This window comes from Sphingobium fuliginis (assembly GCF_004152845.1).
GTDB classification, from domain to species: domain Bacteria; phylum Pseudomonadota; class Alphaproteobacteria; order Sphingomonadales; family Sphingomonadaceae; genus Sphingobium; species Sphingobium fuliginis.
On the sequence record NZ_SEON01000003.1, the window covers coordinates 116,419 to 139,039 of the forward strand.

Sequence of the window (22,621 nt, forward strand, 5' to 3'; positions counted from 1 at the left end):
CGTAATTTCTGTTTTGAGCACTCGCAAGAGAAGGACAAGGCCGGACATGGTCAAGGCTGAATGGGGCACGAAGCGTACCTGCCCGAAATGCGCCACGCGCTTCTACGACCTGGGCAAGGATGACCCGGTCACCTGCATCAACTGCGGCACGGCCTGGGAACCGGAACCGGTGCTGAAGTCGAAGCAGCCGCTGCCCTATGAGGAAGCGCCCAAGAAGGTCATCGAAACCGCCGATGGCGAGATCGAGACGGCGGACGACGATCTGGACCTGGATCTGGACGTGGATGATGACGGCGATTCGCCGGACAATGACGTCGATCTGGGCGGCGACGACGATCTGGGCGTCGACGCCGGCGGGGACGATGGCGACGACGACAATTAATTGAATTTTGTGCTTGCCAAGGAGTTCGCCGCCACCTAATGGCAGCGGCCTCCGAGGCGCCGCCCCAACGGCGCCGACACTGGAAAACGGGGCCTTAGCTCAGCTGGGAGAGCGCCTGCATGGCATGCAGGAGGTCAGCGGTTCGATCCCGCTAGGCTCCACCAGTTTTTCGGGAAAAGAAAATGTCCGGGGGACATTTTCCCGAAAAACTCCCGAGCGCAAGCGAGGAGTGTGGCGAGGTTGCAAGTGACCTCGATTAACACTCCAAAGCCACGCAAGGAGTGTTCTATATTTGGCCGACGGCTTTATGCCGGACATGGCCTGATCCATTGGGATGCGGTATGATGCCGCGCAACGATGGGGCCTTAGCTCAGCTGGGAGAGCGCCTGCATGGCATGCAGGAGGTCAGCGGTTCGATCCCGCTAGGCTCCACCAACTTTCCCCTATCATCTGAAGTAGCTCGCCATGGGCCAGCTTCTCGATCCGATCAGGATTGTAGGCTGATGTTTTGCGGCTGATTTCTGCCGCTTTCCGCCGAAGTTCATAGTGTATGCGCGCGTGCGCCCGCGCACGCATATGCGTAGGAACCCAATATATCAGACGTTTCAAAGACGGAGCCTGGTAGGCTGGCCGGGGCGGGATAGGACAGGTGGAATGGCCGCCTGTGGGGAAAATAGGATGCTTTTTGCGTATGTTGTTGCCGTTGGGTTACTATGGCTGATCCTCAGTTGCTAGTTTAAGTGCAGAATCTGACCGGTGAAAGAAGCGTCTGGAATCGACCGTTTCTTGCTGCTCGCACCTCCGTGCAAGCGATCCGAAACCAGACATTGCTGCGGCGTAGGTCAGTGCTTTACATGGTGCGATGAAGCAAGCGGCGCACCTCGAGAACCTTACTCTCGCCAAAGACGGGGCACAGCACATTCCCGCTGCTGTATTGCCGCTGCTTCCAGACATATGTGCGGCGTTGCGTGAACTTCCTCATGAGCAGGCAGGCGTTCGTATCCACGGCATCCAAGGCCTCCGGCCTTTTCTGGCTGCAAATGGCGCAATAGGCTCCGTTGCAGCAGAATTTCTTGGATCGCGATGCCGCCCCGTTCGTGCAATCCTGTTTGACAAAACCGCTGCAACGGACTGGTCGTTGGGATGGCATCAGGACCGCACAATCTGCGTGAAGCGGCGGATCGATGTCGAGGGTTATGGGCCATGGACGATCAAAGGCGGAATGCAGCATGTCGCGCCGCCGTTTGAACTGCTGGCCCGGATGTTGACCCTTCGGGTTCATCTGGACGACGTGCCCGCTCAAAATTCGCCGCTGTTGATTGCTCCAGGCTCTCATGTCGGTGGGCGCGTACCGGTCGAACAATATGATGATGTTGTTGCTCAATCCGGCATTTACACCTGCCTCGCCAAGACTGGCGACGTGTGGGTGTATTCAACTCCCATCCTACACGCCTCGGAGGCGGCGAGCGTCATGGGCCACCGTCGAGTCTTGCAGATCGATTATTCGGCAGATGAGCTTGCGGGCGGGCTGGAGTGGCTGGGCGTGTAATAGCGGCAAGCGACCATTGCCGGTCGTTCGTATCGGATGAAACCGCGACCAAAACCTGCCCGACTTTGGCTACTCCCAAGAGAAGATGGTACGCAATTTGCAGTTGGATGGCGACTGACCTTCCTCAAATAGTTCTACCCGATCAATTGCATCCAATTGAGGACGGGTGAACGATTTTGGCGATGTGAAATAGGCAGCGCCGTGTTCGCCATTCCAGATTGCTATTTGGTAAAGGCCTTCCGCTCGCTTTTGTGCAAATCGTGCAGGACTGTTGGAAGAGTGGGCCTTAACAATCCGACCCTTCGGACGACTGGCCCATCCTACTCCATGCACTTCGAGGGTCCCGAAAGCACCTTCCCAGCGGAAGCTGCCTCCGTGTATCCCGCCTTCCAAAGTCGTGACCTTCTCACCATCTCGCAGGTCGATAATCGGTGAATAGCCGCAAAACCGTCCTGGCCCCACAATGCTGCTGGCGTTCGCTGAACCAGTGACTGATGCCAACAATCCCATCATTGCTGCGATTATTGTTCTCGCGCCGGCCTCTTTGGTAAATCCGGATGTCCGGTATAACGCTTTACCATCCGATAGCGGAAGGTCCCTGAATCCACCCATCTTTATCATTCCCATACAAAACGGTACCTGCCACCGCTATTTCATCCGGTATCTACGTATTGGACGGCGGTCTTGAGAAAAGGCTCGATTGACGGCTAGGCAGGCTGGACGAAGCTGTCCATCACCCGCTTCCGACCCGCCGTTTCGAAATCGATCTCCAGCTTGTTGCCTTCGATCTCCGCCACCGTGCCGTAGCCGAATTTCTGGTGGAAGACGCGCAGGCCGACGCTCATGTCATCCCGCCCCTTGTTGCCGAGCGAGACCGCTGATGCGCGCGCCTCCACGATCCTTGCGGGTTCGCGGGTGAACTGTCCGCTCTGTTGGGCGCGCTGCCACCCGGGGCCGCGACCGGTGCCGCGCTGGACATTGGCGAAGGGATCGGCCCGCTCCGACCAGTTGGCGCGCCAGAGCGAGGCGCCGCCGGACATGCTGCTTTCCTCCTCCACATGTTCGGGAGGCAATTCCCCGACGAAGCGCGAAGGGATGGAGCTGGTCCACTGGCCATAGATGCGGCGGTTGGCGGCGTGCAGGATGACGCAGGACTTCCTCGCCCGCGTGATCGCGACATAGGCGAGGCGGCGTTCCTCCTCCAGGCTGTTGAGGCCGCCTTCGTCGAGCGCGCGCTGGGAGGGGAAGATGCCTTCTTCCCACCCCGCGAGGAAGACCGTGTCGAACTCCAGCCCCTTGGCGGCGTGGATGGTCATGATCGTGACCTTGCGCTCGTCCTGTTGCGCCTCATTGTCCATGACGAGGCTTACATGCTCCAGGAATGCGCCCAGCGTCTCATATTCCTCCATGGCGCGGGTCAGTTCGTTGAGGTTCTCCAGCCTTCCCGCGCTTTCGGCGGTGCGTTCGGCCTGGAGCATGGCGGTGTAGCCGCTTTCGTCCAATATCTGTCGGGCCAGTTCGGCATGGGGAAGTTGCACCGCGCGGTCCCGCCAGCGGGCGAGATCGCCGATGAAGGCGCCAAGGCTGCGGCGGGCCTGCGGCGTCATCTCGTCCGTGTCGAGGATTCGCGCGGCGGCGAGGGCAAGCGGAACGCCCTCCGCCCGGGCAAGCCGATGCAGCTTTTCCACGGCCTTGTCGCCCAGGCCGCGCTTGGGGACGTTGACGATCCGTTCGAACGCCAGGTCATCGGCGGGCTGATTGACCAGGCGAAGATAGGCGAGCGCGTCCCGGATCTCGGCGCGTTCATAGAAGCGGAAGCCGCCCACGATGCGATAGGGCAGGCCGATCTGGATGAAGCGGTCTTCGAACTCGCGCGTCTGGTGCTGGGCCCGGACGAGGATGGCGACCCCCTCCAGCGATTGGCCGCTGCGTTCGATCGATTCGATCTCGTCGCCCACGCGCCGCGCTTCCTCCGGCCCGTCCCAGACGCCGATGATGCGGACCTTCTCGCCCACGTCGATGTCGGTCCAGAGCGTCTTGCCCAGGCGATTGCCATTTTCCGCGATCACTCCTGACGCAGCGCCCAATATATGGGGTGTCGAGCGATAATTCTGTTCCAGCCGGACGATCTTCGCGCCGGGAAAATCCTTTTCGAACCGCAGGATATTGGCGACTTCCGCCCCCCGCCATGAATAGATAGACTGGTCGTCGTCTCCCACACAGCAGATGTTCTTGCGCTGCTGGGCGAGCAGGCGCAGCCACAGATACTGGCTGCTGTTGGTGTCCTGATATTCGTCCACCATGATATAGCGGAAGCGCTGCTGATAGCTTTCCAGCACGTCCCGATGGCGTTTCAGAATCGTCAGAACATGCAGCAGCAAGTCCCCGAAATCGCAGGCATTCACGTCCCGAAGACGCGCCTGATAGGCGGCGTAGAGCTTCTGCCCCTTTCCGTTGGCATAGCCCTCGCTCTCGCCGGCGCCGATTTCCTCCGGCGTCAGCCCCTTGTTCTTCCACTGGTCGATGAGGCCGGCGAGCTGGCGTGCGGGCCAGCGCTTCTCGTCGATTCCCTCCGCCTGGATGAGCTGCTTCATCAGGCGAAGCTGATCGTCCGTGTCGAGGATGGTGAAATTGGATTGCAGCCCCACCAGTTCGGCATGGCGGCGCAGCATCTTCGCGGCGATGGCGTGGAAGGTGCCCAGCCAGGGCATGCCTTCGACGGCGGGGCCGATCATCCGACCGACGCGTTCCCGCATTTCGCGCGCCGCCTTGTTGGTGAAGGTGACTGCGAGGATTTCCGAAGGATAGGCCCGACGGGTGGCGATCAGATGGGCGAGGCGAGCGGTGAGCGCTGCCGTCTTGCCCGTGCCGGCGCCTGCAAGCACCAGCACCGGCCCCTCGGTCGTGAGCACGGCCTCCCGCTGGGGTTCGTTCAGCCCCTGGAGATAGGGGGGATCGTCGGGGGAGGGAGCGGGCAGAGTCATGCGCTATCAACTAGGATGCCGGGCGGGAAGCGGCAAGGGCGGGCGGCCCTTGCACCGTTGCTCCTTCTATGAGAACAAAAGGCGAATCATGCAAGGAGTAAAGGCCATGTTCTCGGGGCGGTGCCAATGCGGGGCGATCCATTACGAAGCGCAGGGCGAGCCGGCCTATAGCGCGCTGTGCCATTGTTCGGATTGCCGGAAAAGCGCGGGCGCGCCGATGGTGGGCTGGGCCCTGTTCCCTGAAGAACAGGTGACGGTGACGGGTCGGCCGGTGGCATACCGGTCCTCCGACAATGTGACGCGGGAATTTTGCGGAACCTGCGGTACGGGCCTTTTCTACCGCAATGCCGCCGTTTTCCCCGGCATGATCGACATCCAGACCGGAACGCTGGACGACCAGTCGAACCTGCCGCCAGCCATCCACGTCCAATTTGCCGAGGCTGCGCCATGGATGGAGGGCGCGCATCAACTGCCCAAGTTCCAGCGCTACCCCGAGGCCTGAGGCCGACGGGCAGGATCGTCTGGCGGCGCATCCGCAACGGCTCGTCGCCCGGGCCGGAACGCAGGCATCGCGCATCCGGTTCTTTGTTCAGCCCAAACGGTAGAACGGGGCGAGAACAAAGGAAAGGATGATCCCGATGAAATCGATCCTGTTGGCAGGTGCGGCCATATTGGCCTTCGGCACCGGCGTTACCGGCATTGCGATCGCGCAGGACATGCCGGCTTCGGCGCAGCCGCCCGCCGCCGATACGCCGCCTCCGCCCGACCAGGGCGCGACGCCTGCGACGCCGGCGACCCCCGCCGAACCGGGAGCGACGCCAGCCAGCCCGGCCACTCCGGCGACGCCCGCGACACCGCCCCCAGCCGCCGATCCCAATGCGGGGCAGCCGACCGGAGCCGTGCCGCCGGACACGGGCATGCAACCGGCTCCTGCCGGCGTTCCGCGTGATCCCTCCGCTCCTGTCGGAACCTCAGCCAATCCCGCGACCGTGGGTGGCAATATGACGCCGCCGCCGACCGAGCAGAAGGATTATCCGCTGTGCAGCAGGACCGTGCAGGATAGCTGCATCAACCGGAGCGAAGCGCCCAAGTCCATGCGCAAGCGGCGTTGATGCTTGCCAGGCCGGGCATGGCGGCGATCATGGTCGCCATGCCCGGTCCGGTCGCGCCGCCGGTCAGGCTGTGCCGGTCGAGCACCGTCAGCAAGGTCGCCGGGGCTGGTCCCGATATTCCGGTCGCAGCCTGGGTGCAATGCGCAGCCGCGGAGATGGCCCATGGTCATGTCCGTCGCGCCATCACTTTGCCCAATCCCCGCCGCACTATTCGGCGCGCTCCGTTGCGCGCAGCAGCGTCAGTCGGGCCTTTCCAACGTCACGGGTCGTCTCCACGGTAAAGCCCTTTACGGCCACATCCTCGCGCCGGTCGGTTTCGATGCTGATCCAGCTTGCGGGGCCGGTCCAGCCCAGGCGGCTCAGCTTGTCCAGCGCCACCATGCCAGCGCCGCTCTGATAGGGCGGATCCATGAAGATGAGGTCGAGCGGCTCGCTTGCCGGACCCAGCGACAGGACGCTGCTCTGGCGGATGTCGGGGCGGATGCCCAGCTTGTCGCCATTGGCCCGGATCGCGTCCAGCGCCGCGCGGTCCTGTTCCACGAAGATGCAGCTTGCCGCGCCGCGCGAGAGCGCTTCGAACCCCAGAGCGCCCGAGCCCGCGAAGAAATCGCCGACGCTCAGCCCCTCGAAGGAGCCGATCCGGCTCAGCAGCATGGAAAACAGGGTTTCCCGGGTGCGGTCCGCCGTAGGGCGTGTTGCGTCGCCCTTGGGGGCGGTAAGGGGGCGACCCCGCCATTGGCCTGCAATTATTCTCATGGGCTGGCTCGTTCCAGAAAAGAAGGGCCCCTCGACAGGCTCAGGGCGAACGGAGGGGGTCAGGGTTTCCCAAGGCTCTTGCGGAAGACGACCAGATCGTGCTGCCGCACTTCCTCGACCGCGCCGGATGCCAGCTCGCCCAGATGGAAGGGGCCGTAGCTGGTGCGGATCAACCGGTTCACCTGAAGCCCCAGATGTTCGAGCACGCGGCGGACTTCGCGGTTCTTGCCTTCGGTCAGCGTCATTTCGATCCACTGGTTGCGGCCGGTGCGGCGTTCCAGATTGGCCTCGATCCGGCCATAGCGTATGCCGTCTATCTCCAGCCCGTCGAACAGGTCCTCCAGCTGGTTCTGACTGACTTCACCGAAGGCGCGGGCGCGGTAGGTGCGCGGGACGCCGGTGGAGGGCAGCTCCATCTGCCGCTTGAACTCCCCATCGGTGGTGAGCAGCAGCAGGCCTTCGGTCGTCATGTCGAGCCGGCCGATCGGCATGACGCGCGGCAGGTCGGCGGGCAGCTTGTCATAAATGGTCGGACGGCCGCGGGGGTCGCGTTCGGTCGTCAGGAAACCCGCCGGTTTGTGGAAGAGGAACAGGCGCGCAGGTGCCGGTGCGGCGACCGGATTCCCGTCGACCGCGACGCCGTGCAGCGAAGTGAGGAGGGTGGCGGGGGTCGAAACCGCTTCGCCGTCGAGCGTGATCCGTCCCTCCTCGATCATCCGCTCGATCTCCCGCCGGGAGGCGACGCCTGCGCGGGCGAGCAATTTGGCGATGCGTTGCGGTTCGTTCTTGCCGCTGGCGGCGGCGGCAGCGCGGGCAGGATGGGGATTGGCGGGCTTTGCGGGCGCCGTCCTAGCCTTCTTGACGGGCGGGCGGGCCGGGCGTGATGCCGGCGCCGGTTTGGCGCCCGTCGGACGCCTGGGACCACCGGAGCCCGGCCGACGGGGCGGCCCAGATTTTTTCGGCGGTTCCACGGAAGAGTTCCTTTTCAAAACAGGGTGGCCTTCCCATATCCGGAAGGCCGGGAAATTGACGAATGGTGCTGTCCTTGCGCCCATGCGCCGGGACGACGGGAAACCCCTTCGGGGCCTTGCACGTTGGTCGGGTGAATGGCGCAAATGGGGCGGATCGGCAAATGTTTTTCGGGCTGGTAAAAGGGGAAGCCGAAGCGCGGGGGCGGCGCAAGGCCATACGCAGCGTGCTGGTGGTCGAGGATGAGCCGCTGGTCGCCTTCGACAATGAGCATGTGCTGGAAATGGCCGGCTATCGCGTGGCCGCTACCGTCGACGAATATGCCCATGCAGTCACCATCATGCAGGAGGAAAGCGTCGATCTGGTGATCGCGGACGTGACCCTGCATGGGGAGAAGACCGGCATCGATCTTGCGCGCTTTGCGGCGGGCAGAGGCGTGGCGGTATTGTTCGTGACGGGGGCCTGCCCTGTCGACGCGCGGGAAATGGCCCTGGGATGCCTGGCCAAGCCCTATGCGCCGCGCGATCTGCTGGCGGCGATCGATGTCGTGGATGCCCTGCTTCGGGGAAAGGCATTGCCCCGTTTTCCCGACGGTCTTCACCTGTTCGAGGACGCCGCCTGATCCGGGCCCGATATAAGATTGCCGGACGGCTTGCCTCCACCGCATTTGCCCATATGGTGGCCGGATAATCATTCCCGGGGGGCGCACCAATTTATGACCGACATCGCGAAGGGCTCGGCCAACTGGCTGGATGCGGTGAAGCCCTATGTGCAGAAGGCGCCTTTGGGGGCATTTTTTCTCGGCATATCGTCGGGCTTTCCCTATGCGATGATCGGTGCCACGCTGACCACCCGGCTGGCGCAGGACGGCATCGACAAGAAGGCCGTGACGGCCTTCACCCTTGCCTTCCTGGTCTATAATCTCAAATGGCTGTGGGCCTGGGTCGTCGACGGCGTTCGGTTGCCGGTCATCGGCCGGCTGGGGCAGCGGGTGAGCTGGCTGCTGGTCGCGGGGGTGTTCGTGATGGCGGCGGTCGCCAATCTGGCGCTGGTCGATCCCACCACCGGCCTTTTGCAGACGGCCTATGCGGCGATCCTGGTCGGCGTCGCGGGCGCCACTTTCGACATCGTGATCGACGCCTACCGGATCGAGACATTGCGGCCGGAGCAATTGGGCGTCGGGTCGGGCATGTCGCAATATGGCTGGCGCATCGGATCGGTCGCGGCGGGTGCGCTGGCGCTGGTGCTGGCGGCCCGGATCGGCTGGCATGGCGCCTATCTGGCCTGCGCCATATTCGCGCTTCCCGCGATGCTGACCGGGCTGGTGCTGGGCGAGCCGGAGCGGCACCGCGAACCCACGGCGCGGCGGGGTCTGGGCGAAGTCTGGGACTCGATCGCGGGGCCGCTGGTGGAATTCTTCCGCCGGCGCGGCGCCTGGCTGGTGCTGCTGTTCATCCTGCTGCACAAGATCGGGGATACGCTGGCCAACCTCACCTTCCGCCTGCTGTTCGACGACATGGGCTACACCAATGACGAAATCGCCATCTACGACGTCGGGATCGGCTTCTGGGCCTATCTGATCGGAATTTTCGTCGGCGGCGTGCTGTATGCGCGCATGGGAATGAAGCGGTCGGTGCTGGTCAGCCTGTTGCTGATGGGCGTCTCCAACTTCAGCTTCGCGCTGCTGGCGGCGCTGGGCAAGAGCAACTGGGGCATGGCCGGCGCGATCGGCTTCGAAAATTTCGCGAGCGGCATCGGCGGGGTGACGGTGGTCGCCTATTTCTCCGCGCTCTGCGACCTGCGCTTCACCGCCGCGCAATATGCGCTGATTTCGGCGGCTGCGAGCATCGTCGGACGGTTCCTGACGGGAACGACGGCGGGCGCGATGATCGAACGGTTCGGCTATGTCGATTTCTACCTGCTGACCACGGCGCTGGCGGTGCCGGGCATCGTCCTGTTCTGGCTGATGATGCGCGCAGGATTGATCGACGCCAGTGTCGGGAGCGCGGCAGCCCCTCAGCCCCCGGCGTAAAGGTCAAGTGGCCGACCGAGGTCGCGATGCGCCTGGGCGACCGCTTGCAGGCAGGTGAGCGCGCCCAAGGCATGGTCATTGCCCAGTAGCGCGGCGACATCGTCATAAGCCGAGCGGGGCCTGCGCAGCGCGCTGCCGATCGCCTGAATCATCAGCGCCTCGTCGCTCGTCATGCGCGAACAACAGCAGGGTGCGATCAATATCCTGCGGCTGGATGTCCGCGCCAGTTCCAGCATCATCGCCCGCATCAGCACGAGCGGGCGGCGATAGCTGCGGCCGAAGGCGCCCAGCATCGCATTGGCGGCATGGGCATCGTTGACCCCCGCCGTCGCCATGCGGCGCATCACATAGAGGAACAGGCGGGTGCCGTAGCCGCCGGGAAGCGGACGGGGCTGATCGAGGGAGGGGGACTCTCCATGGGCCATACGTTCGTACCTTCTGCCTTGTCGTCGGAAGGCAAGAGTACGCTATTGCGAGTCAATCGCAAGTAAATTCAGTCGGGATATTGACCGTTAAGTCGCAAAATTTCCCCGGCCAAATAGAGCGAGCCGGAAATCAGCAGCTTGGGTTCACGGCCCGGCTGAGCGGCGACGGCGGCAATGGCGTCTTCGGGGCCCGCATGCGCGGTGCAGGCAATGCCCCACCGATCGGCGACGGCGGCGAAGCGTTCGGGCGGATGATGATCGTGACCTGGCACCGGCAGGGCGTGGATATGCGCGATCCGGCCGGCAAAGGGATGGAGATAGGCGTCCAGTTCCTTGTTCGACAGCATGCCGATCATCAGTTCGAGCTTATGCCCCTCAAGCCGCTCGCTGCTGAAAAAGGCGCTGATCGCCTCGCCCGCGCCGGCATTGTGGCCGCCGTCCAGCCAGGCCTCGGTCCCTTTGGGAAGAGGCGCGAGCAAGGGACCATGGTCCAGCCTTTGCAGGCGGGCCGGCCAATGCGCCCAGAGCGGAGCGGCCTTCAACGCGGCTTCGCTGACGGGCACGACATTCTGGTGCCGCAGCATGGCGAAGGCGAGGGCGGCATTATGGATCTGGTGTGCGCCGGGCAGGCGCGGCAAGGGCGTGTCGAGCCGCCCCTGATCGTCGCGATAGTGGAGGCGGTCCCGGTAGGCCGCCGCATCCCAGCTCTCGCCCATGGCGAACCAATGGGTCCGGTTGCGGGCGGCGGCCTCCAGCATCACGGGGAAAAGCGCGTCGGCATAGCGCTGCGTCACCAGCGGCGCCCCGGGCTTGGCGATGCCGGCCTTTTCGGCGGCGATTTCCCTGAGCGTGGTGCCGAGGAAGCTTTGATGGTCGAGACCAAGCTGCGCGATACCGCAGATCACGGGTTTTTCGATGATGTTGGTGGCGTCAAGGCGGCCGCCAAGGCCCACTTCCACGATGCAGGCGTCGGCTGGATGTTCGGAAAAGGCAAGGAAAGCGGCGGCTGTGGTGACTTCGAAGAAGCTGGCGCCGATCCCTTCCGCAACGTCGAGCACGCGCGAGAGGTAATGAGCCAGCGCCTCGTCGGAGATCAGCTTGCCGCTGATGCGGATGCGCTCGTTGAAGCGGACCAGATGAGGAGAGGTGAAGACATGGACCGTCTTCCCGTCCGCCTCCAGCGCGGCGCGCAGGAAGGCGCAGGTCGAGCCCTTGCCATTGGTGCCCGCAACGTGGAAGACGGGGGGCAGGGCGCGATGGGGGTTGCCGATGCGGTCAAGCAGGCGGGCGATGCGGTCCAAACCCAATATGTCGGCGCCCGGCGACAGCGTTGCGAGGCGGTCGAGCTGGGCCTGGACGGCGGGATCGTCGGAGACGGCGTGGTCGGCCATCGGCGCTGGTCTCCCCGATAACCTCAGGCCGCGGCGCGAGGGGCGAGGTAGCCGATCACCCGGGCCAGCGTGTCGCGCAGTTCGCTGCGATGGACGACCATGTCCAGCATGCCGTGCTCCAGCAGATATTCCGCGCGTTGGAAGCCGTCGGGCAGCTTTTCGCGGATCGTGCTTTCGATGACGCGCTGGCCCGCAAATCCGATGAGCGCATTGGGCTCCGCGATCTGGATGTCGCCCAGCATGGCGTAGCTGGCCGTGACGCCGCCGGTCGTCGGATCGGTCAGCACCACGATATAGGGCAGGCCCGCCGCGTGAAGCTTCTGGATGGCCACGGTGGAGCGCGGCATCTGCATGAGGGAAAGTATGCCCTCCTGCATGCGCGCGCCGCCCGCTGCGGTGAAGATCACATAGGGGCATTTATGGGCAATGGCTTCGTTGACGCCCTGGATGAAGGCGGCGCCGACGCCCATGCCCATGGAACCGCCCATATAGGCGAAATTCTGCACGCCCATGACAAGCGGCACGTCATCGATGGCGCCCCGCGCGTTGATCAGCGCGTCCTGGTCGCCCGTCGCGGCGCGTGCGGCCCTGATGCGGTCCGGATAGCGCTTGGAATCACGGAATTTCAGCGGGTCTTCCTGCACCTGCGGGGTCGGCAGCAGGATGAAACCGGCATCGAGTATCTGTTCGAACCGCTCCGCAGGTCCGATGCGGCCATGATGGTCGCAGCGCGGGCAGACGGAAAGATTGTCCTCCCACTCCTTGATGAAGATCATCTCGGCGCAGGAGGGGCATTTGTGCCACAGCGTTTCGGCGGTGGTTTCCTTCTTCGCCATGAAGGGCAGGGCGTTGCGGACGCGGTTGATCCAGCTCATGCGGCGGTCTCCCGGAAATGAGGGCTGTTGGCGTTCAGCGCGCCGCGAAGGGCAGCGACGAACTCCTTGACGAAGGGGGCGGCGGCGTCGCCGTGCGAGCCGATGATGTCGACGATGGCGGACCCCACCACCACGCCGTCGGCCACGCGGCCAATGGCGGCAGCCTGTTCGGCGGAACGCACGCCGAATCCCACCGCGATGGGAAGGTCGGTGGCGGTCTTCAGCCGGGCCACCGCCTGTTCGACGGCAGCCTGGGCGGCCTGCTGCTTGCCGGTGATGCCTGCGACGGCGACATGATAGAGGAAGCCGCTGGCGCCGTTCAGCACGGCCGGCAGGCGGGCCGCGTCGGTCGTCGGCGTGGCGAGGCGGATCAGGTGGATGCCGGCGGCGCGCAGGGCGGGACCGATTTCGGCGTCTTCCTCCGGCGGCACGTCGACGCAGACCACGCCGTCGACGCCTGCGGCGCTGCACTGGTCGGCGAACCATTGCGGGCCGCGCACGAGCATCGGATTGGCATAGCCCATCAGGACCAGCGGGGTTTCAGGGTGCCTGGCGCGGAAGGCGCTGGCGAGGGCGAAAATATCCTTCGTCTTCGTTCCGGAGCCGAGGCTGCGCAGGTTCGCCAGTTCGATGGCGGGGCCGTCCGCCATCGGATCGGTGAAGGGCATGCCGAGTTCGATGATGTCGGCGCCGCCCTCGACCAGTGCATCGAGGATCGCGGGGGTGTCGGCCACGCTGGGGTCGCCCGCCGTCACGAAGGTGACGAGCGCGGCGCGGCCCTGCGATTTGCAGGCGGCAAAGCGGGCGGAGAGGCGGTCAACGGTCATATCGAATTCCCAAACCCGACACGCAACGCGCTCCCGCGAAGGCGGCAGCCCGGTCCACGGGTCGCGTGAACAGGTGACGGTTGAACGGGGTTGCTGCCTTCGCAGGAGCAAGACATATGGCGGGCGAGGTCATATCTCCACCCCCAGGGCGCTCGCCACGGTGAAGATGTCCTTGTCGCCGCGGCCGGACAGGTTGACGACGATGATCCGGTCGGCGTCGAGCGTAGGCGCGACCTTTTCCGCGATGGCGATCGCATGGGCGGATTCGAGCGCGGGGATGATGCCTTCCAGCGCGGAGAGCTTCTGGAAGCTGGCGAGCGCTTCGTCGTCTGTGATGGGCATATATTCGACACGGCCGATTTCATGCAGCCAGCTATGTTCAGGCCCAATGCCGGGATAGTCGAGACCGGCGGAGATGCTGTGCGCTTCGGTGATCTGCCCGTCTTCGTCCTGGAGCAGATAGGTGCGGTTGCCGTGCAATATGCCCGACTTGCCGCCGGCCAGGCTCGCCGCATGCTTGCCGGCCAGGCCTTCGCCCGCCGCTTCGACGCCGATCATCCTGACCTCCGCATCGTCGAGGAAGGGATGGAACAGGCCGATGGCGTTGGAACCGCCGCCGACCGGCGCGATCAGCATGTCGGGCAGTCGGCCTTCCAGTTCCAGTATCTGCTCGCGCGCTTCCCGGCCGATGACGGACTGGAAGTCGCGCACCAGCTCCGGATAGGGGTGCGGCCCGGCCGCCGTGCCGATGATGTAGAAAGTGTCGTGCACGTTCGACACCCAATGGCGCAGCGCATCGTTCATCGCGTCCTTCAGCGTCTGCGATCCCGAAACCACGGGGATAACCTCCGCGCCCAGCAGCTTCATGCGGAAGACGTTGGGCTTCTGCCGCTCCACATCCTTCGCGCCCATGAAGATCTTGCATTCCATGCCGAACAGGGCGGCGACGGTCGCCGTGGCGACACCGTGCTGGCCCGCGCCGGTTTCGGCAATGACCTTCTTCTTGCCCATGCGCCGGGCGAGCAGCGCCTGGCCGATGCAATTGTTGATCTTGTGCGCGCCGGTGTGGTTCAGTTCCTCGCGCTTCAGATAGATTTTCGCGCCCTTGCCCGGTGCGGCTTCGGCGCGCAGCGCTTCGGTCAGGCGCCCGGCATAGTAAAGCGGGTTCGGGCGGCCGACATAGCTGCGCAGCAATTCGGTGAATTCGGCGTCGAACGCCGGGTCCTGCCTGGCGTCCCTGTAGACCTTCTCCAGCTCCAGAATGAGCGGCATGAGGGTTTCGGCCACATAACGGCCGCCAAAGGAACCGAAATGGCCGGAGGCGTCGGGCTGTGAACGCAGGCTGTTGGGCAGGGTAATGCTGTCGGTCATCGCTTCTATCTCTTCAGTCATGGGGTTGGATCACCTGGGCAAGTGATCAACGCCATCGAAGGCCGATGCGTTCTAAAAGGATGCTCTGCGTCAACATGCCGACGCCGCATTGCAGAAGGCCATGATCTTGTCCACACTCTTGATGCCGGGCGCGCTTTCGACGCCGGACGAAACATCGACCAGCGGCGCGCCCGTGATGCGGACGGCTTCGGCCACATTGTCGATGCCAAGGCCGCCGGAAAGACCCCAGGGCAACGACAGGGAAGCGCCGCGCAGCAGCGTCCAGTCGAAGCGCAGGCCCATTCCGCCGGGGAGAGCCGCGCCTTCAGGCGTCTTGGCGTCGAACAGGATGAAATCGGCAGCGCCCGCATAGGCGCCCGCGGCGTCGATGTCGGCGCGGGTCTTCACCGGAATGGCTTTCCAGACGGGAATGCCGAAGCGCTGACGAATGGCCGCCACGCGTTCGGGAATTTCCTTCCCATGTAGCTGAAGGGCGGTGAGGGCGCCCGTGGCGCTGAGATCGGCCAGTGTCTCGTCGGTTGGATCGACCAGCACGGCGACGCGCCCGACATGGGACGGGACGGGCGCTGCCAGGGCGCGCAATCGGTCCGCTTCTACATGACGGGGGCTTTTGGGGAAATGTACGAATCCCAGATGGGTGGCGCCCGCGCGCATGGCGGCGCCGACCGTGTCAGGCGTCGAAAGACCGCAGATCTTGATGGCGAGTCGGGACATGGGGGCGCTTTAGCGGGTGCGGCAGGGCGTGAGAACCGCTTTCATCCCGCCACCTGTTCGCTCCGGGAAGCCACAAGGGCGGGGGAAGCAGCCGCGAGGTCCATATCGTGCAACGCCAGCCATTGGTCCGCATGGTCGATGCATGCCTTGCCCAGATAGGCGTCGATGGCGTCGAGCAGTTCCGCCTCCTCCATGGCCTTGGGGTCGAGCGGCGGGTGCCAGTCGAGATGGAAGTGCGCGCCCTTCGTCCGGGCGAGGGTGAAGGGCAGGAAGCGGGCATTGCTGCGCCGAGCGAGACGCAGGGCGATGGAAAGATTGCCCGACGGTTCGAGGTCGCGGCCGAAACGGGGAAACCAGACCTGCCGGTCGCGCCTTTCGTCCACGAGGATATAGAGCATCGGGCGCTCCTTTTCAGAAAGGTGCCGCAGGATGGCGCGGGCCGCGCCGCTGCTGCCTGTGATCGCTTCCCCCATATAGCTTTCCCGCGCCCGCTTCAGCATCGCGGCCTGCGCCGCATTGTCCGGCGGATCGTAGACGCCCAGGCCGGGGCGGTCGGTCGACGCCTTGAGATGAGCGGCGAGCAGGTCCCAATTGCCGATATGGGTCGTCAGGAAAATCATCGGCCGTGGCGAAGCCAGCGCTTCTCGATAGGCTGCCTCGTCAGCAATGGTCACGTGCCGGTCGTTCACCAGCCGGTCGACATTGGCGAGTTCGGCCATGGTGCGGCCCAGATTGAACCAGCGGCGGGTGAGCATCCTCTCCTGGGTTGCCTGGTCCAGTTCGGGGCGCAGGACGGCAAGGTTCCTGCGGGCTCGTTCATCCCGCAATTTCATGGACCTGCGCGCGACATTGGCCGACAGCCAGCCTCCCAGCCAGGAGGCGAGGGATGCCGGAAGGATACGGAGGAGGGTGAAGAGAAAGGGGTTGGAGAGCATCGCGCCTGCCGTCATACAGCAGCGGTCGGGGCGGTAAAGGGCTTGGATTTGCGATGAGTTGGGCCTTGGGGCTTTGGGTGATCCTGCAGGGGCTGAGCGTGATCGGCGTGCTCAACTATTGGCGGCATCTGCCGACGGACCGGCAGGAGGAGGCGCCGGAGGGCGTCGCCATGCTGCTGTCGGTGCGGGACGATTGGGATGGGAGCCCCGGTCTCATCGCGCGGCTTAAGGCGCAGACGGCCCGGTTCCGGCTGGTGGTCGCCACCTCCGGCGCATGCGCGGCGGCGGAGGCGATGGCTGCGCGCGAGGGGGATTGGGTGCAGCTCGTTCGTGCCGGCGTCGCCGGGGACGAGGGGCAGAAGGTTCACAAGCTGCGCGCGGCCCTGCGCTCCCTGCGGGAGGCTGATCGCTATCTGGTTTTCGTGGATGCGGACATCATGCCGCCGCCGCGGCTGGTGGGCCGGCTGCTCTTTCCCCTGGTGCGGGGAAAGGCCGACATCGTCACGGGATACCGGCTGTTGTTGCCGGAAGCGGGCGTGGCGGCTGCGCTGGTGGGCGCGGTTGAAATGCAACTGGCGACTCTGCCCAGAGCCGCGAGCGCGACCATGCCCTGGGGCGGGGCCATGGCGCTGACGCGGGAGACGGCGGAGCGGCTGGAACTGGATGCCGCGCTGGCGGGGCGGCTGTCCGACGACATGGCGATCGGGCTGGCCGGATGGCGGGCGAAGCTGCGGTTGCGGCCGGTGCGCGATCTGCTGGTCGCCAGTCCGCTGGCGCGGCAAGGGGCGCTGGCTTTTGCCGTGCGGCAGTATCGCCATGTCCTGACCAACAGTCCGGGCATGTGGCGGATCGCCTGCGCCGTGGCGGGCGTGCAGGCGCTGGGCTGGGTCTGGGCGGTGGGATGGGGCGGCTGGAGCGCCGTGGCGGTGGGTTATGCAGCGGCTCTCGGCCGGGCGCTGGCGCGGCGGCGGATCGTCGCGGGCGTGCTGGAACCCGGCGAGGCGCGGACGGCGCGGCGGTCGCTCCGTTGGGACGTGCTGGCGCCATTTGCCGTGTGCTGGGCGCATTGGGGAATTCAGTTGGCGGCGGCCTGCTCCAACCGGATCAGATGGGGCGGCTATGATTATTGGATGAGGAATGGAAAGGTCGCGCGGATGGAGAAGGTGGGATGAGGGCGATGCCGGTCCGCCTTCTGCTGCTCTGCGCCGCTGCGCTGGCGATCCCCGGCCTGAAAGCGCAAACGGCGCCTCAGGAAACGGCGTCTCAGGAAACAGCCGGGCGGGCCGAACCGGCCGTGGCGCTGGCTGGGCGGGTGACCGATGCAGCCGGTATTTTCAGTGTCGGGCAGGAGGAAGCGCTGTCCCGGAAGCTCGAAAAGCTGGAGCGATCGACCAGGCACCAGATGGTTGTCGCCACCGTGGCGTCCCTTGACGGGGCGGAGATCGGATCGTTCACCACCGATCTGGCGAATCAGTGGGGCATCGGGCGCAAGGGCCATGACGATGGCGTGGTCCTGCTGGTCGCCCCGAACGAGCAACTGGTCCGCATAGCCGTGGGCTTCGGGCTGGAAAGCGTGTTGACGGACGCCTATTGCCAGGGCGTCATCGACAAAAAGATGATCCCCCATTTCCGAAAGGGCGATCTTTACGGCGGCGTGAACGCCGGTGTCGACGCGTTGATCGAGCGGCTGGATTGAGCGCCCTCCATTCCGCCAGGGACAGCCGCTCTGTTCCCGTATTTCTCCTCTCTTTCCTGGCCAGTGGCTATTCCGTCGCTTGCGAATTGGCTCTAGGCGATCGCCCTTAATGGCTTTCGACGCCGGAAACGCCTATCCAGCAAAGAAAAATCGGGCGCACGATGAGCGAGCGAAAGGCGTCATCGATGCAATGCGCGACACAACGTTGGGAGTGGCTGGACTGTGCCAAGGGAATTGGCATCGTCACTGTCGTGGTGGGCCATGCGGTCACGGGGCGGCTGCATGACTGGATCTACCTGTTCCACATGCCGCTGTTCTTCATCCTGTCGGGCATAGCCTATCATTCCGAACCGTCCGCGCAGTTGATCTACAAGCGCGTCTTTTCCCTGTTGCTGCCTTATGGCTGCTTCCTCACATTGCTGACGGGCATGCAGGACGCCGGCATGATGCTGGATGGGAAAAGCTGGTCCGCGATCTTCCATTCCGACCTGCTGCTGGCCCGGCGCATGCTGTTCGGCGGGCGGCAGCTTACCGGCTGGTTCGGAACGGCCTGGTTCATCACCGTCCTTTTCGGGGCGCAGGTCGCCTTCAACGCCATGGCCCGGCGCATGGGGGAGGGGTGCGGGGTGCGGTTGATCCCGCTGCTCCTGCTGATGCTGGTCATCGCCTATCCGCTGGGCGGCTATTCGCTGGCGTGGAATATGGCGGTGCTGCCCATGGCGATATTCTTCCTCGGCATCGGCAGCCTTTGGGCATCGACCTTCCTGCTGGGAGGCGAGCCGGTGTTCGAAGGTCCGGTGCACCTGCTGATCGCCATCGTGACGCTGTTGCTGACGCCCTTCATCCTGCCGATGGACATGAAGTTCGGCCATTATGGCTCGGCCCTGACCAGCGTCGCAGGGGCGATCGGATGGTCGCACATGATCGTGTGGCTGAGCCGGTGGCTGGCATCGGGGCCGCTGACGCCGCTTGGCATCGGCCGCAAATTCGCCCTGCTGGGACGGGCGTCCCTCGTGATCCTCTTCATGCACAGGATGGTGCTGATCGAGACGCAGCCATGGTGGCCCGCCTCCGTGCGCATCGTGGTGGCGCTGGCGGTCCCGGTCCTGTTCTATCTGCTGCTCGAAAGAAGCTCGCCAATCATTCGGCTGGGCCTGCTGGGACTGCGCCGGCCGGTCCCGCCACCGGCATGGGTGCGCAGGATCGACGGACTATCGCATCATCCTGCCATGGCTGTCAGGGCGCAGGGGGTCATGACGGCGCCGCGGCCTGCCGCGCGGGCGCGCCGCGCCAGAGGCCGGTGATCAGAAACCCGCCGGAAAGAGATGCCTGCCCTGCTCGTCCAGGCGCAGGACCACCTTGCCTGCAACAGCGCTGAGCGGCAGGTCGCCATAGAGGTGCGGGAAGAGGGCGCCGCCGCGCGACTCTTCCCATTTCAGCGCGTCCCCGAAAGGCGCCAGGTCGACCATCAGCATCACCAGATGGTCCTGCCCCGCAAAATGCCTGGCGGCGGTTTCGGCGGCCTGTTCGCGGGTCGACATGTGGATATAGCCATCCGCAAGATCGACCGGCGCGCCCTTGAACACGCCGTCCGCCTTCAACTGGTCATACTGATCGCCGGTCAGGATCTTGTAGGCGAAGAGGTCTGTCACTCTTCGGCCAGGTCCGGATCGGCTTCGGGGCTGACGTCCGGGCTGACTTCCAGGCCGGCGGGGGTGCTCACCTCCGTCTCCTCGTCGCTTTCCTCGATCTTCGCCGCGCTGACGACATGCTCGTCGTCGGACACGTTGAAGAGGCGCACGCCCGCCGAGCTGCGACCGATGACGCGGAGGGATTCAAGGCCCATGCGGATCAGCTTGGCCTGGTCGGTGACGAGCATCAGATGGTCGCCGTGCCGCGCCGGGAAGCTGGCGACGACAGGGCCGTTGCGGCCGATATTGTCGATATTGGTGATGCCCTGCCCACCGCGTCCGGTGCGGCGATAGTCATAGGCCGAGGACAGCTTGCCATAGCCGTTCGCGCAGACGGTGAGGATGAACTGTTCCTTGGCCGCCAGTTCGGCAAAGCGTTCCGCGCTCATCTGCGGCGAGCCTTCCTTCTCCGCCTTCCAGGGGGCGAAGCGGAGATAGTCGTCGCGTTCTTCCTGATCCTTGATGCCGGCGCGATGAAGGATGGAGAGCGAGATGACCTCATCGTCCTTCTTCAGCGTCATGCCGCGCACGCCGGTGGAGGTGCGGCTCTGGAATTCGCGCACGTCCGTCGCCTGGAAACGGATCGCCTTGCCCTGGCGGGTGGCGAGCAGCACGTCATCCTCTTCGGTGAGCAGCGCCACGCCGATCAGGCGGTCGCTGCTTTCATCGTCGAAGCGCATCGCGATCTTGCCATTCGACGGGATGTTGGCGAAGGCGTCCATGCTGTTGCGGCGCACCGTACCGTTCGCGGTGGCGAACATGACGTGCAGATCCTTCCAGCTCTCCTCATCCTCGGGCAGCGGCAGCACGGTCTGGATCGTCTCGCCGGGGCCGAGCGGCAGCAGGTTCACCATCGGCCGCCCGCGCGTCGCCGGGCCGCCTTCGGGCAGGCGCCAGACCTTGAGGCGATAGACCTTGCCCGCCGTCGAGAAGAACAGGACCGGCGTATGGGTGGAGGTCACGAACAATTCGGTGATCGCGTCCTCATCCTTGGTCGCCATGCCGGAACGGCCCTTGCCGCCGCGCGCCTGGGCGCGGAAACTCTCCAGCGGGGTGCGCTTGATATAGCCCTGCACGGTGACGGTGACGACCATTTCCTCCCGCTCGATCAGGTCTTCGTCGTCTATGCCGTCGGCGGCGGCGGTGATCTCCGACAGGCGCGGGGTGGCGAAGTCGCGCTCGATCGCCTCGAACTCCTCGCGCATCACGGCGTAGAGCTTCACGCGGTCGCCGAGAATGGCGAGATATTCGGCAATGGCGGCGGCGAGTTCCGCCAGTTCATTGCCGATCTCATCCCGGCCGAGCGCGGTCAGGCGATGCAGGCGCAGGTCAAGGATCGCGCGGACCTGCGTGTCCGACAGGCGGTAGCTGTCGCCGCTGACTTCCGTTTCGATCGCTTCGACCAGCCGCAGATAGGGCGCGATCTCCGCCACCGGCCAGTCGCGAGCGAGCAGGGTTTCGCGGGCTTCGGCAGGGCTGGCCGAGCCCCGGATGATGCGGACGACTTCGTCGAGGTTCGTGACCGCGATGACGAGGCCCAGCAAGATATGCGCGCGGTCACGGGCCTTGTTGAGTTCATATTTGGTGCGGCGGGTGATGACCTCTTCGCGGAAGCGGACAAACGCCTCTATGATGTCGCGGATGTTGAGCAGTTCCGGGCGGCCGCCGCGAATGGCGAGCATGTTGGCCGGAAAGCTCGACTGGGCGGGGGTGTTGCGCCAGAGCTGGTTCAGCACGACTTCGGGCGTGGCGTCGCGCTTCAGGTCCATGACGATCCGCACGCCTTCGCGGCTCGATTCGTCGCGAATGTCGCTGATCCCCTCGATCCGCTTGTCCTTGGCGGCTTCGGCGATCTTTTCGACCAGGCCGTTCTTGCCGACCTGATAGGGAATGGCGGTAAGGACGATGGAACGGCGGTCGCCGCGCCCTTCCTCGATTTCGTGCCGGGCGCGCATCATGATCGAGCCGCGGCCGGTATGATAGGCGCTGCGGGCGCCGGACTGGCCGAGGATGAGCGGCGCGGTCGGGAAGTCGGGGCCGGGGACGATCTGGATCAGTTCGTCCACGGTGATGCCGGTGTTGTCGATATAGGCCAGGCAGGCGCGGATCACTTCGCCAAGGTTATGCGGCGGGATGTTGGTCGCCATGCCGACCGCGATGCCGCCCGCGCCGTTGACCAGCAGGTTGGGGAAGCGCGCGGGCAGGACCTGCGGCTCGCTTTCCGAAGCGTCGTAGTTCGGCTGGAAATCGACGGTGTCCTTGTCGAGATCGTCCAGCAGGGCGTTCGTCACCTTGGCGAGCCGCGCTTCGGTATAGCGCATGGCCGCCGGCGGGTCGGGGTCCATGGAGCCGAAGTTTCCCTGCCCGTCGATCAGCGGCACGCGCATCGACCAGTCCTGGGTCATGCGCGCCAATGCGTCGTAGATCGCCGTGTCGCCATGGGGGTGATATTTACCGATCACGTCGCCGACGATGCGGGCCGACTTGCGATAGGGCTTGTTGTAGGTGAAGCCCGATTCATGGGCGGAAAAGAGAATGCGGCGATGCACCGGCTTCAGGCCGTCGCGCACGTCCGGCAGGGCGCGGGCGACGATCACCGACATGGCATAGTCGAGATAGCTCGCCTTCATCTCCTCCACGATGGAGATGGGGCTGATGTCCGAAGGGTCGGCGAGGGCAGTCTCGTCGGTCAATGCGATTCTCTTTTTGGATGGATATGGTTCGTTGCTGCTGCACTAGCGGAGCGAAACAATATTGTCACCCCTCGCGCGCACGCGCGCACGCGACGGGAATGAGCGGTATGGACCATGAGCCGCGCGATCGGCGCGCCAGATTGTTTCGCGCGATCCGTTCCTTGGGGCTGACAGGCGGTTAACTGGTGCATATAGGTC

At 64.8% G+C, this 22,621-nt stretch carries 21 protein-coding genes and 2 tRNA genes; 11 read left to right on the plus strand and 12 right to left on the minus strand.

Annotated elements, in window-relative coordinates:
- Window positions 1–46: 46 nt before the first annotated feature.
- The 4 genes from EWH10_RS09450 (at window position 47) to EWH10_RS09465 (ending at window position 1,931) form a co-directional block, all read left to right on the plus strand.
- The gene (locus EWH10_RS09450; protein ID WP_007688826.1) at window positions 47–382 is read left to right on the plus strand and encodes a TIGR02300 family protein; all 336 of its coding nucleotides are present in this window, start codon (window positions 47–49) and stop codon (window positions 380–382) included.
- Between the two features lie 88 nt (window positions 383–470).
- Window positions 471–546 (plus strand) — tRNA-Ala (locus EWH10_RS09455).
- 195 nt (window positions 547–741) lie between these two features.
- Window positions 742–817 (plus strand) — tRNA-Ala (locus tag EWH10_RS09460).
- Window positions 818–1,244: 427 nt separating this feature from the next.
- The gene (locus EWH10_RS09465) at window positions 1,245–1,931 is read left to right on the plus strand and encodes a phytanoyl-CoA dioxygenase family protein (protein ID WP_044662094.1); all 687 of its coding nucleotides are present in this window, start codon (window positions 1,245–1,247) and stop codon (window positions 1,929–1,931) included.
- A 707-nt stretch (window positions 1,932–2,638) separates the two neighbouring features.
- On the opposite strand, the gene EWH10_RS09475 is transcribed toward EWH10_RS09465, so the two are convergent.
- On the minus strand, window positions 2,639–4,915 hold the full coding sequence (locus EWH10_RS09475) for an ATP-dependent helicase (protein ID WP_044662095.1): 2,277 nt from the start codon (window positions 4,913–4,915) through the stop codon (window positions 2,639–2,641).
- Between the two features lie 106 nt (window positions 4,916–5,021).
- On the opposite strand from EWH10_RS09475, the gene EWH10_RS09480 reads away from it, so the two are divergent.
- Window positions 5,022–5,417: a GFA family protein gene (locus EWH10_RS09480; protein WP_025550496.1), complete on the plus strand. Its 396-nt coding sequence runs from the start codon at window positions 5,022–5,024 to the stop codon at window positions 5,415–5,417.
- Window positions 5,418–5,553: 136 nt separating this feature from the next.
- A complete protein-coding gene (locus EWH10_RS09485; protein ID WP_044662096.1) occupies window positions 5,554–6,027 on the plus strand; it encodes a hypothetical protein in 474 nt (157 codons plus the stop codon).
- Window positions 6,028–6,234: 207 nt separating this feature from the next.
- Here the strand turns inward: EWH10_RS09485 and rsmD are convergent, their stop codons facing one another.
- Together rsmD and EWH10_RS09495 are read right to left on the minus strand one after the other, a co-directional pair.
- Window positions 6,235–6,783, minus strand: a complete 549-nt coding sequence (gene rsmD / locus EWH10_RS09490; protein ID WP_044662097.1) for a 16S rRNA (guanine(966)-N(2))-methyltransferase RsmD — start codon at window positions 6,781–6,783, stop codon at window positions 6,235–6,237.
- A gap of 59 nt (window positions 6,784–6,842) precedes the next feature.
- On the minus strand, window positions 6,843–7,754 hold the full coding sequence (locus tag EWH10_RS09495) for a pseudouridine synthase (protein WP_044662098.1): 912 nt from the start codon (window positions 7,752–7,754) through the stop codon (window positions 6,843–6,845).
- 161 nt (window positions 7,755–7,915) lie between these two features.
- Here EWH10_RS09495 and EWH10_RS09500 point away from each other — a divergent pair, with 161 nt between their 5' ends.
- Both EWH10_RS09500 and EWH10_RS09505 read left to right on the plus strand, forming a co-directional pair.
- Window positions 7,916–8,374 (plus strand): response regulator, encoded by a 459-nt coding sequence (locus EWH10_RS09500; protein WP_025550502.1) that lies wholly within the window; start codon window positions 7,916–7,918, stop codon window positions 8,372–8,374.
- A 93-nt stretch (window positions 8,375–8,467) separates the two neighbouring features.
- Window positions 8,468–9,784 carry an AmpG family muropeptide MFS transporter gene (locus EWH10_RS09505; protein ID WP_044662099.1) on the plus strand — a complete coding sequence of 439 codons (1,317 nt, stop codon included), beginning with the start codon at window positions 8,468–8,470 and terminating at the stop codon, window positions 9,782–9,784.
- Here the strand turns inward: EWH10_RS09505 and EWH10_RS09510 are convergent.
- From EWH10_RS09510 to EWH10_RS09540, 7 genes are all read right to left on the minus strand, one after another.
- Entirely contained in the window at window positions 9,769–10,209 is a 441-nt protein-coding gene (locus EWH10_RS09510; RefSeq protein ID WP_044662100.1) for a DUF6628 family protein, read from the minus strand. The two genes, EWH10_RS09505 and EWH10_RS09510, sit on opposite strands and share 16 nt — an antisense overlap.
- Window positions 10,210–10,277: 68 nt before the next feature.
- Entirely contained in the window at window positions 10,278–11,600 is a 1,323-nt protein-coding gene (locus EWH10_RS09515) for a bifunctional folylpolyglutamate synthase/dihydrofolate synthase (protein WP_044662101.1), read from the minus strand.
- A gap of 23 nt (window positions 11,601–11,623) precedes the next feature.
- On the minus strand, window positions 11,624–12,475 hold the full coding sequence (accD, locus tag EWH10_RS09520) for an acetyl-CoA carboxylase, carboxyltransferase subunit beta (protein ID WP_044662102.1): 852 nt from the start codon (window positions 12,473–12,475) through the stop codon (window positions 11,624–11,626).
- On the minus strand, window positions 12,472–13,302 hold the full coding sequence (gene trpA / locus EWH10_RS09525) for a tryptophan synthase subunit alpha (RefSeq protein ID WP_044662103.1): 831 nt from the start codon (window positions 13,300–13,302) through the stop codon (window positions 12,472–12,474). Before trpA ends, accD begins: the two co-directional genes overlap by 4 nt.
- Window positions 13,303–13,431: 129 nt before the next feature.
- A complete protein-coding gene (trpB, locus tag EWH10_RS09530) occupies window positions 13,432–14,673 on the minus strand; it encodes a tryptophan synthase subunit beta (protein WP_044662104.1) in 1,242 nt (413 codons plus the stop codon).
- A gap of 90 nt (window positions 14,674–14,763) precedes the next feature.
- A complete protein-coding gene (locus tag EWH10_RS09535; protein WP_044662105.1) occupies window positions 14,764–15,408 on the minus strand; it encodes a phosphoribosylanthranilate isomerase in 645 nt (214 codons plus the stop codon).
- Window positions 15,409–15,449: 41 nt separating this feature from the next.
- Complete coding sequence (locus EWH10_RS09540; protein ID WP_025550515.1) at window positions 15,450–16,343, minus strand: lysophospholipid acyltransferase family protein; 894 nt, start codon at window positions 16,341–16,343, stop codon at window positions 15,450–15,452.
- A gap of 53 nt (window positions 16,344–16,396) precedes the next feature.
- Between EWH10_RS09540 and EWH10_RS09545 the strand changes: the two genes are divergently transcribed.
- The 3 genes from EWH10_RS09545 to EWH10_RS09555 all read left to right on the plus strand — a co-directional run bounded on the left by EWH10_RS09545 (window position 16,397) and on the right by EWH10_RS09555 (window position 19,343).
- A complete protein-coding gene (locus EWH10_RS09545; RefSeq protein WP_044662106.1) occupies window positions 16,397–17,515 on the plus strand; it encodes a glycosyltransferase in 1,119 nt (372 codons plus the stop codon).
- Entirely contained in the window at window positions 17,512–18,039 is a 528-nt protein-coding gene (locus EWH10_RS09550) for a TPM domain-containing protein (RefSeq protein WP_053085665.1), read from the plus strand. Before EWH10_RS09545 ends, EWH10_RS09550 begins: the two co-directional genes overlap by 4 nt.
- A gap of 185 nt (window positions 18,040–18,224) precedes the next feature.
- Window positions 18,225–19,343, plus strand: a complete 1,119-nt coding sequence (locus tag EWH10_RS09555) for an acyltransferase family protein (protein WP_052628224.1) — start codon at window positions 18,225–18,227, stop codon at window positions 19,341–19,343.
- Here EWH10_RS09555 and EWH10_RS09560 read toward each other — a convergent pair whose 3' ends face one another.
- Window positions 19,344–19,691 carry a DUF952 domain-containing protein gene (locus EWH10_RS09560; RefSeq protein ID WP_025552078.1) on the minus strand — a complete coding sequence of 116 codons (348 nt, stop codon included), beginning with the start codon at window positions 19,689–19,691 and terminating at the stop codon, window positions 19,344–19,346.
- A complete protein-coding gene (gene gyrA / locus EWH10_RS09565; RefSeq protein WP_025552080.1) occupies window positions 19,688–22,423 on the minus strand; it encodes a DNA gyrase subunit A in 2,736 nt (911 codons plus the stop codon). Before gyrA ends, EWH10_RS09560 begins: the two co-directional genes overlap by 4 nt.
- Window positions 22,424–22,621: the final 198 nt, after the last annotated feature.